This is a genomic window from Vibrio sp. D54, from assembly GCF_021728075.1.
Classification (GTDB): domain Bacteria; phylum Pseudomonadota; class Gammaproteobacteria; order Enterobacterales; family Vibrionaceae; genus Vibrio; species Vibrio alginolyticus.
The window spans coordinates 369,234-383,569 of record NZ_JAKKCS010000002.1; the positions used below are offsets into that span (position 1 = coordinate 369,234).

At 46.1% G+C, this 14,336-nt stretch carries 11 protein-coding genes; 3 read left to right on the top strand and 8 right to left on the bottom strand.

Features of this window, described 5'->3' with window-relative positions:
- Positions 1-127 precede the first annotated feature (127 nt).
- Entirely contained in the window at positions 128-1,690 is a 1,563-nt protein-coding gene (locus tag L3V37_RS04330; protein WP_065275191.1) for a methyl-accepting chemotaxis protein, read from the top strand.
- A 141-nt stretch (positions 1,691-1,831) separates the two neighbouring features.
- Here L3V37_RS04330 and tkt read toward each other — a convergent pair whose 3' ends face one another.
- Together tkt and tal are read right to left on the bottom strand one after the other, a co-directional pair.
- Positions 1,832-3,823: a transketolase gene (gene tkt, locus L3V37_RS04335; protein ID WP_237305889.1), complete on the bottom strand. Its 1,992-nt coding sequence runs from the start codon at positions 3,821-3,823 to the stop codon at positions 1,832-1,834.
- Positions 3,824-3,948: 125 nt separating this feature from the next.
- Positions 3,949-4,899: a transaldolase gene (gene tal / locus L3V37_RS04340; RefSeq protein WP_005373488.1), complete on the bottom strand. Its 951-nt coding sequence runs from the start codon at positions 4,897-4,899 to the stop codon at positions 3,949-3,951.
- Between the two features lie 466 nt (positions 4,900-5,365).
- Here tal and L3V37_RS04345 point away from each other — a divergent pair, with 466 nt between their 5' ends.
- On the top strand, positions 5,366-6,367 hold the full coding sequence (locus tag L3V37_RS04345; RefSeq protein ID WP_005387670.1) for a sugar-binding transcriptional regulator: 1,002 nt from the start codon (positions 5,366-5,368) through the stop codon (positions 6,365-6,367).
- Positions 6,368-6,532: 165 nt separating this feature from the next.
- Here the strand turns inward: L3V37_RS04345 and L3V37_RS04350 are convergent, their stop codons facing one another.
- The 5 genes from L3V37_RS04350 to moeA form a co-directional block, all read right to left on the bottom strand.
- Entirely contained in the window at positions 6,533-7,363 is an 831-nt protein-coding gene (locus tag L3V37_RS04350) for a sulfurtransferase (protein ID WP_171346090.1), read from the bottom strand.
- 129 nt (positions 7,364-7,492) lie between these two features.
- Positions 7,493-7,993: a hypothetical protein gene (locus L3V37_RS04355; protein WP_237305890.1), complete on the bottom strand. Its 501-nt coding sequence runs from the start codon at positions 7,991-7,993 to the stop codon at positions 7,493-7,495.
- A gap of 12 nt (positions 7,994-8,005) precedes the next feature.
- Positions 8,006-10,111, bottom strand: a complete 2,106-nt coding sequence (locus tag L3V37_RS04360; RefSeq protein WP_237305891.1) for an LruC domain-containing protein — start codon at positions 10,109-10,111, stop codon at positions 8,006-8,008.
- A 175-nt stretch (positions 10,112-10,286) separates the two neighbouring features.
- Positions 10,287-11,036, bottom strand: coding sequence for a molybdopterin-synthase adenylyltransferase MoeB (gene moeB / locus L3V37_RS04365; protein WP_005387678.1), 750 nt, complete (start codon positions 11,034-11,036; stop codon positions 10,287-10,289).
- 9 nt (positions 11,037-11,045) lie between these two features.
- Entirely contained in the window at positions 11,046-12,281 is a 1,236-nt protein-coding gene (gene moeA / locus L3V37_RS04370) for a molybdopterin molybdotransferase MoeA (RefSeq protein WP_237305892.1), read from the bottom strand.
- A 288-nt stretch (positions 12,282-12,569) separates the two neighbouring features.
- Between moeA and folE the strand changes: the two genes are divergently transcribed.
- Positions 12,570-13,223 carry a GTP cyclohydrolase I FolE gene (gene folE, locus L3V37_RS04375; protein ID WP_005373478.1) on the top strand — a complete coding sequence of 218 codons (654 nt, stop codon included), beginning with the start codon at positions 12,570-12,572 and terminating at the stop codon, positions 13,221-13,223.
- Between the two features lie 45 nt (positions 13,224-13,268).
- On the opposite strand, the gene L3V37_RS04380 is transcribed toward folE, so the two are convergent.
- Positions 13,269-14,216: a TDT family transporter gene (locus tag L3V37_RS04380; RefSeq protein WP_237305893.1), complete on the bottom strand. Its 948-nt coding sequence runs from the start codon at positions 14,214-14,216 to the stop codon at positions 13,269-13,271.
- Between the last annotated feature and the right edge of the window lie 120 nt (positions 14,217-14,336).

The window sequence follows — 14,336 nt, forward strand, 5'->3', positions numbered from 1 at the left end:
CGATAATGTGAATTCCCACAATAAAAATGTCGATTTGATAAGACTTTTTATCTAACTTTTTGTAATAAAAATAAAAATCCTGTATATATCTTGCCGAAAATCAATAAAAACTAAAGAAGTTTCGTCTATGTCAGCCAATATTTCTCATAAAGCTCAAGAAACTCTCGTGAGGGAGTCTGAGGAACTCGTCTCAACAACGAACTTACAAGGTGTTATTACATATTGTAATGAAGCCTTTTGCCGCGTTGCTGAATACACTCACGAAGAACTTGTCGGTCAGAACCACAATATAGTTCGTCATAATGATATGCCTAAAGCCGCTTTCGGTGACATGTGGGCACGCCTTAAACAAGGTAAAGCCTGGCGTGGAATGGTTAAGAATGCCACTAAGTCTGGCGGTTACTATTGGGTTGATGCTTATGTCACCCCTATCTACGAAGACAACCATGTTGTTGGGTATCAATCAGTGCGCGTGAAACCAAAGCGAGAGTGGGTTGATATTGCGACAAAAGCCTACAAAAGCATGCGTGCTGCAGAGAAGTCTGGCCGAACTTGGTCGTTGAAAATCAATGAAACCATTCGCTATGCGATTCTACTTGGTGCACTAACCGCACCTGCAACCGCATATGCGTTGTCTGTTGAAGGGCCGTTGGCTTGGCTTGCAAGTGCGTTACCTGCAAGTGTTCTGGCTCTGTTATTCCGCCAAGAGTTAATTGATACACCTCAGCAACTTAAAAAGTTACAAAAGCAATATGACAGCGTAAGTCGCTTGATCTATTCCGGTAACACGGCATTTTCGATTGCTGATTTCCATATCAAAATGCTATCCGCAAGAATTCGAACCGTGTTAGGAAGAATGACTGACTCCGCATTGCCTTTACAGCATTGCGCCGAAGAGCTTAGTCAAACAACGGCAGAAGTCTCAGCTGCATTAAATCAGCAAAATACCGATATTCATCGTGTGCGAGATGCTACCCAAGAGGTGGAGTTGTCGGCAAATTCGGTTTCTTCGAGTACCAATGATGCCCATATGTTGATTGATGATACATTGAAGTCATGCTTGATGGCGAAGGAGACCATTGATCAAACGCACACCAATCTAGCGCAATTAAGCCTTCAAGCTGAAAAAGCGACGGAAACGACGTATCAACTGAGTGATCAGGCGCAGAAGGTGAACCATTTGATGGAAGAGATTGGTGGGATCGCAGAGCAAACCAATTTACTGGCACTTAACGCGGCGATTGAAGCAGCAAGGGCAGGGGAGCAAGGTCGTGGTTTTGCTGTTGTAGCTGATGAGGTCCGCGCGCTTTCTGGGCGTACATCCAATGCAACTGAACAAATCCAAGCCTCTATCTCCACTATGTTGGCAACGATTCAAAGTTGGCAGAAAGATATTCTGGCAAACAAAGAGCAAACCGATGCCTGTTCTCAAGTAGCAGAACAAAGCGCGTTGCGTTTGTCTGAAGTTGAACAGATGATGCAAACCATGAGTGGGCTGATGGTTGATGTAGCAGAAGCGGCGAATAACCAGTTAAAGCTATCTAGTGATGTAAACCAGCACATTCATTCTATCGCTTCGACCGCAGAACAAAACTTGGCAGCAACACATTCAGTTGAGCAAAATAGCCGACAGTTGAAAGACCAAGTACAAGATTTCTATCAGCTCGCACTTCGATTTGAAGACAAATAGTCGTAACGAAAGTTGTGATGTTTATGCCCTGGCTGCGTTTATGCGAATAGGAGCCAGATAAAAGAAAGCCCCGCCATTGCTGGTGGGGCTTTTCAGTTTTCACATTCGCAATAGAGAAAACTGACTATCTTTTTACTGCAATTACGCGAGTAGCTCTTTTGCTGTGTTCACTACGTTTTCAGTCGTGAAACCAAACATTTTGAATAGTTCGCCGGCTGGTGCAGATTCACCGAATGAAGTCATACCAATGATGCGACCGTCGAAGCCTACGTACTTGTACCAGAAGTCAGCAATACCTGCTTCAATTGCGATACGTGCTGTTACGTCTGATGGCAGTACAGCTTCACGGTAAGCGGCGTCTTGTTTGTCGAATGCGTCTGTTGATGGCATTGAAACAACGCGTACTTTCTTACCTTCAGCAGTTAGCTGTGCTGCTGCTTCTACTGCTAGTTCAACTTCAGAACCTGTTGCGATAAGGATTAGCTCTGGCTTGCCTTCGCAATCTTTCAGAATGTAAGCACCTTTCGCGATGTCTGCTACTTGTTCTACTGTGCGCTCTTGTTGCGCAAGGTTTTGACGAGAGAAGATAAGTGCTGTCGGTGCATCTTTACGTTCAATCGCTAGTTTCCAAGCTACAGCGGACTCAACTTGGTCACATGGACGCCATGTGCTCATGTTTGGTGTTAGGCGTAGCGATGCCATTTGCTCAACTGGTTGGTGAGTTGGACCATCTTCGCCAAGACCGATAGAGTCATGCGTGTACACTTGGATGTTCTGAATTTTCATCAGTGCAGCCATACGCATTGCGTTACGTGCATACTCCATGAACATTAGGAATGTTGCGCCGTAAGGAACGAAACCACCGTGTAGCGCGATACCGTTCATGATCGCTGTCATACCGAATTCACGCACGCCGTAGTGGATGTAGTTACCAGAGAAGTCGCTTGCTTCTAGAGACTTAGAACCAGACCACATTGTTAGGTTAGAAGGTGCTAGGTCAGCAGAGCCACCCATGAACTCTGGTAGTAGAGCACCAAATGCTTCTAGAGCATTTTGAGACGCTTTACGTGATGCAATGTTTGCTGGGTTAGCTTGAAGATCAGCAATGATTTGGCTTGCTTTTTCTTCCCACTGTGCAGGAAGCTCACCGTTTACGCGGCGTTTAAATTCAGCTGCCAGCTCAGGGTACGCTGCTTCATAAGCTGCAAATTTCTCGTTCCACGCTGCTTCCTTAGCTGCGCCTGTTTCTTTCGCTGACCATTCTGCGTAGACTTCTTGCGGAATTTCAAAAGGACCGTGCTCCCAACCTAGTTCTTTACGTGTTGCTGCAATTTCCTCAGCACCTAGTGGCGCACCGTGACAGTCGTGTGAACCAGATTTGTTTGGTGAACCAAAACCGATGATAGTTTTAGTACAGATAAGTGTAGGGCGTGGATCCGCTTTTGCCGCTTCGATTGCTGCGTTGATCGCTTCAGAGTCGTGACCATCTACAGCAGGGATTACGTGCCAGCCGTATGATTCAAAACGCTTAGGTGTATCGTCAGAGAACCAACCTTCAACGTGACCGTCGATAGAGATGCCGTTGTCATCCCAGAACGCGATCAGCTTGCCTAGACCTAGAGTACCTGCAAGAGAACATGCCTCGTGCGAAATACCTTCCATCAGACAGCCGTCGCCCATGAACACGTAAGTGAAGTGGTCAACGATGTCGTGGCCTTCTTTGTTGAACTGTGCTGCTAGCGCTTTTTCAGCTAGAGCCATACCAACCGCGTTAGTGATGCCTTGACCTAGCGGACCCGTTGTGGTCTCGATACCTGGCGCGTAACCATACTCTGGGTGACCAGGAGTTTTAGAGTGAAGCTGACGGAAGTTTTTCAGATCGTCGATAGACAACTCGTAACCTGCAAGGTGCAGTAGAGAGTAAATCAGCATTGAGCCGTGGCCGTTAGACAGTACGAAACGGTCGCGGTCTGCCCACTCAGGGTTTGATGGGTTGTGGTTTAGATGAGAGCGCCAAAGAACTTCAGCGATGTCAGCCATACCCATAGGTGCACCTGGGTGACCAGAGTTAGCTTGTTGAACACCATCCATGCTTAGCGCACGGATTGCATTTGCTAGATGTTTACGATCCATAGTGATTACTTCTCGATATTTGATTTAAATAGAGGGAACTCGCCGAAACAAGTTCAAATAGAATTTTTTGAAAATAGTGCTGATGGTAAAAGCGAGTAGACGGGCTACTCGCTTTTGGTAAGCAATTAAAGCTTAGCTTCGATCATCGCTTCTAGTTTGCCTTGGTCAACGGCGAAGTTGCGGATACCTTCAGCCAGCTTCTCAACAGCCATTGGGTCTTGGTTATGTTCCCATAGGAACTCAGCGTGAGTCATTGGTGCTGGACGCTCAGCTGCGCCTTTAGAATCAACTAGTTTCTCAACTACTTCACCTTCAGCTGCTTCTAGTTCTGCAAGTAGAGCAGGAGCGATAGTTAGACGGTCACAACCAGCTAGTTCTAAGATCTCACCGATGTTACGGAAGCTTGCGCCCATAACTACAGTTTTGTAGCCGTATTCTTTGTAGTAGTTGTAGATCTTAGTTACAGATAGTACGCCTGGATCTTCTTGAGCTTCGAAGTCACGGCCTTCTTTCGCTTTGTACCAGTCCATGATACGACCAACGAATGGCGAGATTAGGAATACACCCGCTTCTGCACAAGCACGTGCTTGAGCGAACGAGAAGAGAAGCGTTAGGTTACAGTTGATACCTTCTTTTTCTAGGATCTCAGCTGCGCGAATGCCTTCCCAAGTTGAAGCCAGTTTGATAAGGATACGGTCGTTAGTGATGCCAGCATCGTTGTACATTTTCACTAGTTGACGAGCTTTCGCTACGCTGCCTTCCATATCGTAAGATAGACGAGCGTCTACTTCTGTAGAGATACGACCTGGGATAGTTTTTAGGATTTCTTTACCGATGTTTACTGCAAGCATGTCACAAGTATCTTGAACTTGTTGAGCTTTGTCGTTGCTCTGTGCTTTAGCGTATTCGATTGAAGCATCGATTAGAGGTGCGTACTCTGCGATTTGAGCGGCTTTAAGGATAAGAGAAGGGTTAGTTGTTGCGTCTTCTGGCTGATACTTTTTAATTGCATCAATCTCGCCAGTGTCTGCTACTACAGTCGTTAGTTTACGAAGTTGCTCTAACTTGTTGCTCATAATCGATCATCCTATTTAAATGGGCTTAAGCGTGATTTTTGTTATCACAGCTTGTGCATTTGCAAGCGAGTTAGCTAACCGTCTCATCGCATTTAATGAGACATCTGCTCAGCCAACTACGGAAAATTTCGTTACCGAACAAATGCTATGAACATTTGATCGATAGCTGAGTAAATGATGTGTCCATATTTATCCTATCTATGCTGAAAGTCAATCGCTGAAATGGACTTATAGTGAACTTCATCAACGTTTTTTTACTGTGTGTTTAGTGGTTAACCCAAATAAACGTTTGCCCTTATTGTTCAAAGCTTGAGCGTTGTCCAAGAGGGTAAAAAATTGTAGTGAGAAAATGTTATTGCGATGAGCAAATGTAGCGTTTAAATTGATAAAGAACATATGCTAAGTCAATGAGCATATGTTCACTTATTGCATACAATATCGATCCTCTTAAAGGGCGAGAGAAACCATGAGCAGTTCTAATCAAGATATTTCCATTGAAAACACGGATTTGTTGACAGAGATTTCCGTCGCGTATTATCAAGACGGTGCGACTCAGGAAGAGATATCGAGAAAATTTGCCATATCACGCGCAAAGGTCGGGCGAATGCTCAAGCAGGCGCGTGATGAAGGCATTGTTGAAATTACCGTTAAATACCATCCGGTGTTCAGCGCCAAGATTGAACAACGTTTGATCGAGCGATTCGGCGTTAAGCGCGCGCTTGTTGCTCTTGATCAACCGAATGAAGAAGCGCAACGACTACAGGTATCGGGATTGGTGTCCAATTATCTCACTAGCACGCTCAAAAACGGCATGGTGGTGACGGTCGGACAAGGGCGCAACGTGTCGTCTGTCGCTCACCATATTGGTGTTATTACGCCGCGTGACTGTAAATTTGTGTGTGGTATTGGTGGTATTCACCCGCGTGGCGGTATGTATAACGCCGACCATATTTGTCGTCAGTTGGCGAAGAAATATGGGGGGACCTCTGAAACCCTTTATGCGCCGGCATACGCAGAAAATAGAGAACAGAAGTTGGCCTTCATGCAAAATGCAACCGTGAAACAAACGCTCGACCTAGCACGTAAAGCCGATGTTGCTTTGGTTGGTATTGGTGACATGAGCGAAAACAGTTACATGGTCGACTTAGGTTGGTTTACGCCTGATGAAGTGGTTCAGTCGAGACTTCAACAAGGTGTGGTAGGGGATTTTGCAGGTTATGACTTCTTTGATATTCACGGTAATGTAGCGAACACGGTAATGAGTGACCGAGTAATTGGACTTGGTATTGAAGAGTTTCGGCCGATCTCGGAAGTTATTGCGATCGCAGCTGAGAACAGCAAGCCACTCGCTCTACTCGGAGCATTAAGAACTGGAGCGATAGACGTGATCGCCACGAGCGTTAGCAACGCATTAACCGTGCTCAACTTAGATGAGCAAATGCACGGTAACGCGACATCTGAACGCTAACGGAAATAGTCGGCTTTTGATGTAGTCAGGCTATGAGGAGGGACAAATCACTCATAGCCAGTTTCTATTTCGAAATGACAAGTTTGGTTTAGAAGCTGCGTTTAGTTTATTGGAACACATCATCTTTAGATAAACGTAAGATACTTTGTTAAACAGACACTTGTCTTAACACTCGATAGGTAGAGAGTGGTCTGCACCCCATTCGGTCCAAGAACCGTCGTACACCGACAGGTTGTCCAGACCAATTTGATACGCCGCGAGTAATAAAATGCATGCGGTTACACCGGAACCGCAACTAAAAATAATCGAATTGTCACTATCTATCGTTAGTGCGCTAAATATCTGTTGCAACTCTGAATTTGGTTTAATGTGACCGTTGGTCAAGAGTTCTTGAAACGGTAAGCAAACCGAATTTGGAATGTGCCCACTACGTAGACCTTCTCGTGGCTCAGGCACTTCACCAAGGAAGCGAGCTTTGGCTCTGGCATCGATGATATTGGCACTTTTATTGGTTGAATGAGCAAGAACATCTTGTGCACTCAAAAAGGCATTTTGGTTGAGCTTGCCCGCAAAGTTGCCTTCTTCGCTTGGTTGCGATAGGGCACTTTCGGCAGGGAGTCCTGCTTCAATCCAAGCTGGAAGACCGCCATTTAAGACTCGAACATTGTCATGCCCCATGGCTTTGAACATCCACCAAGCTCTTGGTGCCGCTAAAGTGCCTGAGTTGTCATAAACCACAATCAAGTCTTCGTTGTTCAAACCGAGTTGTTGCGCACTTTGGTTGAAGCCTTCTTCTGTTGGCATCATATGCGGTAGGGAGGAGCCGGGTAAGCAAAAGTCATTGTCGTAATCAAAGCGTAAAGTATTTGGAATCCACTTATCTTGAATCTTTTTACCTTCAGAAGGGATTTGAAACGCAATACTAGCGTCGAGGAGCTTGACGTTAGGTTGGCCGAGAAGGCTATTGAGTTCATCAGTACTAATCAGTGCTTGCATTGTCTTTAGTTTGCTAGGTGGATAATCTTACTGTTTTACAACAAAAAAATCGCATGTTCAAAAGAACGATGCGATTTTTAAGTTAAAGATTGAAGATTTGTTCTGAAAGACAGCTTTCGATTTACCCAGTTACATGGTCCAAGTGTTGTCTCCAGAAGTAATCACTTTCTGAATTGGGTCACTACCGTCATAGAACCAAATTTCAACAAGTAGGCTACCTTGGCTATCAGAAACATTAAAGTCGACATTTGCTGTACCATTGTTGAGTGGAACCGATGCGACTTTGCTTGGGTATTTTGCATCGTAGTTACCTGAACTGTTCTCGACAAACTCTTTGTACACGCTTAGGTGCGCTCGTTGAGAAGAGAAACTACTGATGTCTACATTGAGCGTACCTTCCGTCACTGGGTTGTAGCTAAAGCCATCCGGTACTACTAGGTCCTGCATGGTTGCATCTTCTACAGTTACGGTAGTCTCTTCTACGGTTTTTTCTTCCTGTTGGGTAGTGTCTTCCTCTACAACGGTGGTTTGGGTTGGTGGAGGTGGTGTACTGTTACCACCTCCGCCGCCACCGCCTCCGCCACAAGCTGTTAGTGCTAATCCCATGATGATTGTGATAAGTGCTTTCATAATGTTATCTCCCTATGGAATGTAGCATTTGTTAGGTGTTGGAGCGGTGTGCCAATCTGTGCTTCGTTCGCCACCAGACTCGGCCCAAGTTTGGAATTGAGGGTATGCATCGACCATGTCTACACGCTCTAGCGGCCAATCCCAATCTTCTACTATCAACAGTGCCCAAGGTAAGTTGTTTGCTGTTTTGAAGTACACACCTTGTACAGGGTCACTTGCATCGACGCCGACACCGAAGAGGTTTTGGTCATCAAACTGTTCTGTTGGTGCTTGGTCTGCTAAGTGAACCTCCCATTTACGACCTGGTTGGAAGGTAATCCCGTCGCCATGGTAAGTCCCCGGCGTTGCGAAGATGAACGGGTCGTATGGCATGGCTTGAATGGCTGAACGGTCAGAGCCTTCGGTGAAGTACACATTCAAGGTAAAGGTGAGTGAAACGTTATCATCACAGCCAGACTCGGTACGGAAGTAGCTACAGCTGCTCGCCGCGTGTGTGCTTAAGTCTTCACTGATGATGAAAATGGCTTCATCAGAAATACTTTCCAAGCCATTAGATGCTTGCTCTACACCATTGAAGGATAGCGTCGTTAATCCATTTTCAATCGAGCTTCTCAATACACCCGGTAGTCGGATTGCGAAGCCATTTTTGTAGCTTGCACCGTAAGCCGCTAGGTCGCCAGTAATTTGAATACTCTCAACATGACCCGCAAGACTGGTTTCGGTGATGCGGAATTTTACGACCACATCGTTCATGTCGTAGTCTGCGGTGTATGGCCAGTTATCTTCGTAAGCGACGGTGGCGTAATCTTCTGCACTCGGGAAATATTCCACTGAGTAACCATTACCAGTGATGGTAATTGGGTAATCTTCCACCTCACCAGATGTCGAACCACCATCGTAGTTTAATCCGGTTTGTTGGCTAAAGCGGAATCGGCTCCAGCTAGACCCTTCCGTTGCAGCGGTTGAAACGACAAACGGTAGGGGATTATTACCCGCAGACAGTAATTGGTCAGTAAAGACCTGTTCGCCTTCATCATCAAAGTCACCATCGCGGTTCCAGTCAAACCATGCTGATAGGTAGCCAGAAGTAGAAGCTGTCACATTCACAATTGAGCTTAAGCCTGGATCAAGTGCGGATACAAAACCAACACCATCTTCATCGGCTGTGCCCACAGAGTTGTCGTTTGCTTGACCGTCGGCATCACCATCTGGAGCGACGGAACCAAGCCAAGTTACACCGTCCACTTCGTGACGAGGACCGTTTGACGCAAGTGTTGTGTGGTAGCTGTCTGGAGCATCACCGAAATCAATTGGCTCGTCTTCGTTAATCACCGGAGCATTTGCACAACGTGCACCGTCATTTTGGCTTGAGCTTGGACCGTTGGATACAAACTCAACCGCAGGAACGATACCTGCTGCGATATTGGCTGCGTTGCCTTCCGAAAGGTCAACGCGATAGATTTTGCCATCTTGGTTACGTGACACGTAGTAGTTGCCGTTTACATCGAAGTAGCCAGCACCAAATGTGCCTAACTCGCCAGTGTCGCCTATCGCAGTCGTGTTACCATTCGATGGGTTGAACTGGTACAGCACTCCAGAATTATTGTCGATGCCGTAAAGGGAACCGTCGCCTGGATGGAATGCAAAGTCGGTTAGGTTCACAGTCGCTGTTGAGCTGATTTTCACGATGCTCAATGTCGCATTTGGATCAGAATCGAGCGGAGAAAGGTCAATGGAGAAAAGTCCTTTGCCTTTGCGGTACAAGTAGTAGACGTGGTTGTAAACGTCACCTACGTAAAACGTGTGGTCGGTAGGAAGACCCGAAACATTAAGTGTCTCTGCTTGGAAGTCTTGACCAAGACGAACAATCTTTTTGTTTGTGGTGTCGTAGCCGTAGATATAACGGTCAGTGAAGTTAAAGCCTACACCGTTGATGCCCGAAGCCAAACCTGTGTCGTCCTCTAAAAGAGTCGTAGAGCCTGTAACCAAATTGACGCCATAGATTTGAACCGGGGTTGATTGGAATAGGTATGCTTGGCTTGGGCACGTATCAAATGGCGCCGCTTGTGCGTAAGCGCTCGCTATTAGAGACCCAAGTAGTAGTGATGTCCTTTTCATAATTCGCCCTCTCATTGGTTCGTGATATATGCAATGAAAGGAATGTGCCAACTTTTAAGTTGTTGAATTTTATAGAGCTAAGATTTGTAAGAAGAAGGGTTGTAAATCTGATTGTCAAAATGAGAAAAAGCCCAACATCGAGTTGGGCTTTTTGGGAATGATTAGAGGTATAGAACTAACTACAAACCGGACAGGAGGGCATTTTCATCAGATTCATTTCTCGCCAAGACATGCTGAGCGCATCCAAAATCAGAATTTTTCCTTTCTTTGGTTGGCCGTAATCAGCAATCACTTTAATCGCTTCCATCGCTTGCACTGCGCCAACAATACCCACAACAGGCGCCATTACTCCGGCTTCGACACAACTTAGCGCATCGCTGCCGAAGAGGGCACTTAAGCACTGGTAACATGGTTGCGCTGGATCATCGTAAGTAAACACACTCACTTGGCCTTCCATGCGAATGGCCGCGCCTGAAATCAGCGGTGTTTTGGTCGCAAAACATAGGCGGTTAAGTTGATTGCGCGTATCGACGTTATCTGATGCATCGACAACAATAGTGTGCTGTTCGATCAAGCTTTTTAGCTCTGTATCATCAAGACGCTTTGCGATGGTATCTACAATGATGTGCGGGTTAAGCTCGCGTAGTGCATCGGCCGCTGATTCTACCTTCTTACGACCAATATCCGCATCGTGATGCAGTACTTGGCGCTGAAGGTTAGACAACTCGACGATATCATCATCAATCAGCGTGATTTTACCGACACCAGCAGTCGCCAAATATTGGCTTGATGCGCAGCCTAAACCGCCAGCACCAAGCATCAATACCGATGCTTGTTTGAGTGCTTCTTGTCCTTCAAAGTCAAACTGACGAAGAATGATTTGGCGGTTGTAACGCAGCATTTCCTGATCGGAAAGAATATCCACAACGTCTTCCTAGTAAAGGGTTGAGTTGAATAGTTGAACCTGAACCGTTTCGCCCACTTCAACTCGGCCGCGCTCACGTTCCAAGACAACAAAACAGTTCGCTAGGCTCATTGAGCGGAATGCGCCAGAGCTTTGGTTACCGGTTGTTTCAACCACAAACTTGCCATCTTCCAATGTGTAGATACCACGTTGGTAATCGGTACGACCTGGTGCTTTCTTAAAGGCGGTTTTGGTTGTTGCTGGAATAGACTCGGGTGCTTTCCATTCGGTATGGCCTGCAAGTTTTGCCAGCATTGGTTGAACAAGCACGTACATAGTGAGCACGGCAGAAACCGGGTTACCCGGCAGACCACAGAACCAAGCAGTGCTTAGCTTACCAAACGCGAAAGGTTTACCCGGCTTGATTGCTAGCTTCCAGAAACCGATTTCACCAAGCTCTTCAAGAATGTCTTTGGTGTAATCCGCTTCGCCTACACTGACACCGCCGGAGGTCACAACCACATCTGCCAATGTTTGCGCTTGTTCAAAGGTTGCTTTCAGAGTCTCTGGGCAATCTGGAATGATGCCAAGATCAACGGCTTCACAACCGAAGTTCTCGATAAGTGGTTTAATACCGTAACGGTTGCTGTCGTAGATCTGACCTTCGTCTAGCGGTTCGCCCAGTGGTTTAAGTTCATCACCAGTAGAGAAGAAAGCAACTTTGGGTTTACGCACTACTGTCACATGGCTTATACCAAGAGACGCAATCATCGGAATATCGCGAGGTGTCAAACGTGCACCTTTTGCCAGTACGATGTCGCCTTGCTTGATGTCGTCACCTGTTGGGCGGATGTTGTTTTGTGGCTTCACGTCGGTTTGGTTGAACTGAATGCCATCATCTGTCACTTCAGTGTTTTCTTGCATGATAACGGCATCACAACCCTGTGGGATTTTTGCGCCAGTCATGATGCGAACACAGGTACCTTGAGGCCATTCACCTTCAAAAGGTTGTCCTGCAAATGATTTACCTGCCAGAGGCAATACAGAAGATGACTCAAGATCTTGAATGCGAATAGCGTAGCCATCCATTGCTGAGTTATCGAATGGCGGTACGTGAATAGGAGACAAGATATCTTCTGCCAGTACAAAACCGAGTGCTTCAGCAAGTGGAAGAGAAAGCGTTGTTTGGATAGGTTTGATTCGCGATAGCATTTTGTCCATCGCTTCTTCAATTGGCATCAAGCCAGGTGCGTCGCAGCAGCCCATTGAGAAAATCCTGTGTTCTTTTGTTTTGTGGCAACTTTACCATAAAAAGGGGACCGAGTAAGAATGTCCACCTATAAAATATGGGTGTAATTATTCAAAAATCCGAGTATCCTTGTCAGCCATCCGAAAGGGGTAAAAAGCCCGCGGAGCTCAAGAAAATCAGCTCAGTACCTTCATCTGATGTGACTTGGTGTAAAGACACGAACTGAGCAACTCAAAGCGAAAAGTATGAATGCAATTTTGATTGGGTTTGTACGAAGGCTGAAGTAAAACAAAAGAGGAAGTGGAATGTCAGGTCTTAGCGAGTCAGCGAAGTTAGTAAAAGAAGCGCTAGAGCAACGCGGTTTGGAAACGCCAATGCGTCCAAACAACGTAAGTCGTGAAGAGAAGAAAGAGAAGATCGAACACCACATGCGTGAGATCTTAGGTCTGCTTCAACTTGACCTCACTGACGATAGCCTAGAAGAAACCCCTCACCGCATTGCTAAGATGTACGTTGACGAAATCTTCTCTGGTCTGGATTACTCCAACTTTCCTAAAATCACGGTGATTGAGAACAAGATGAACGTGAGCGAGATGGTTCGCGTGAAGGACATCACAGTGACCAGTACTTGTGAACACCACCTTGTGACCATCGATGGCAAGGCTGCTGTGGCTTACATTCCACGTGGCAAGATCATTGGCCTGTCAAAGATCAACCGTATCGTTCGCTTCTTTGCCCAGCGTCCACAAGTTCAAGAGCGTATGACTCAGCAAATTCTTGTTGCACTTCAAACGTTGCTTGAGTCCGATGATGTGGCAGTGACGATTGACGCAACACACTACTGCGTGAAATCTCGCGGTGTGATGGATGCAACCAGCGAAACCACGACAACAGCATTGGGCGGTATCTTCAAAAGCAACCCAGCAACGCGTGCCGAGTTTCTGCACGGTTTACGTTAGGTAACCAAGCACTATTCTAAGAGGATGGCAAACGCCATCCTTTTTTTATGCTTGTTTAGAAAATGACTTCATGATTTCTGGCCAATACATTTTGACGTAACCTGCCGATACCCAAACAACCAATACAGTCGCGATACTGAGCTCTAGAAAACCAAAGTCGTGCAGCCAGTGCCAGTGAGGGTGCGATTCGGCAAAAAAAGAGGTTAAGCGATGCATTGCGATAGCGCTGATCACGGAAGGAAAGGTTACTGCCGCGATAGAAGGTTGAAACTTCAAGCGAAGTAAGCGGAAGTAACATAAGTAGATCAATAAAGTCATAGTGATGGCGATCCCTGCCAATGCGCCTGTTAGTATCGGATCAGGTAAGGGAAAGTTCACCAAGTATGCTGCTAATGACAAGTTTACCGGCGCGGCCATAATCGCGAGGGTCGGTCTTGCTCGCCTTGGTAGAGAGCCGAAAAACACTAAGCGATACAACACGAGTGGCAGCATGAAGAAATAAATGCCGATGCACATCATCGCTAATGTTTCGGAGAATAAGTTGTGACCTAGTTGAGAACCGGCTAGTGAACTACTGATTAGCCCCACCGGATAAAGAAACCAACTCGGTACGATATTGGACATTTTGAAGTTCATTAGCTGAAAGCTAAAAAACAGCACCATCATAGTAAAATGCAGCAAAAGCGCCATAAACCAAAGTGGATAAGCGATGATAGGCGCTACAGCGGCAAGATAATCTGCAAGGATCAGTAACGCCATACTCATTGGTGCCATTAAACTACCACTCAGTGGGTGACGAATGTCGACCATGAATAATCGTGGATTCGCGGCATATTTTATGAGTGCAGGGGCGAGTAAAAGTGCGCCGAGTGACGCCAAAAATGGGCGTATCGGTTCACCAATCTCAGGAACATAGAGTGCCCAAGCTTGCCCTAAACCTATCATACCTAGTGCCAACGCGGCTTGAGACGGCGGGACACTATAAAACTGCACAGGTCTTCTCCAGTTCAAATCTACTCCATTTGATTTTTGCCTGAATGAAACGAAACATGACGATTTGGATGAAATGCTCTATTTAAGTAGCGAATACTAACAAGTATGGAGAGGGGTTTC

Bases quoted from the DNA above. Each gene is read 5' to 3' on its own strand.
- folE (WP_005373478.1), top strand. From the start codon at position 12,570: ATGTCAGGTCTTAGCGAGTCAGCGAAGTTAGTAAAAGAAGCGCTAGAG.
- L3V37_RS04345 (WP_005387670.1), top strand. From the start codon at position 5,366: ATGAGCAGTTCTAATCAAGATATTTCCATTGAAAACACGGATTTGTTG.
- L3V37_RS04360 (WP_237305891.1), bottom strand. From the start codon at position 10,111: ATGAAAAGGACATCACTACTACTTGGGTCTCTAATAGCGAGCGCTTAC.
- L3V37_RS04350 (WP_171346090.1), bottom strand. From the start codon at position 7,363: ATGCAAGCACTGATTAGTACTGATGAACTCAATAGCCTTCTCGGCCAA.
- tal (WP_005373488.1), bottom strand. From the start codon at position 4,899: ATGAGCAACAAGTTAGAGCAACTTCGTAAACTAACGACTGTAGTAGCA.
- L3V37_RS04330 (WP_065275191.1), top strand. From the start codon at position 128: ATGTCAGCCAATATTTCTCATAAAGCTCAAGAAACTCTCGTGAGGGAG.
- moeA (WP_237305892.1), bottom strand. From the start codon at position 12,281: ATGGGCTGCTGCGACGCACCTGGCTTGATGCCAATTGAAGAAGCGATG.
- tkt (WP_237305889.1), bottom strand. From the start codon at position 3,823: ATGGATCGTAAACATCTAGCAAATGCAATCCGTGCGCTAAGCATGGAT.
- L3V37_RS04355 (WP_237305890.1), bottom strand. From the start codon at position 7,993: ATGAAAGCACTTATCACAATCATCATGGGATTAGCACTAACAGCTTGT.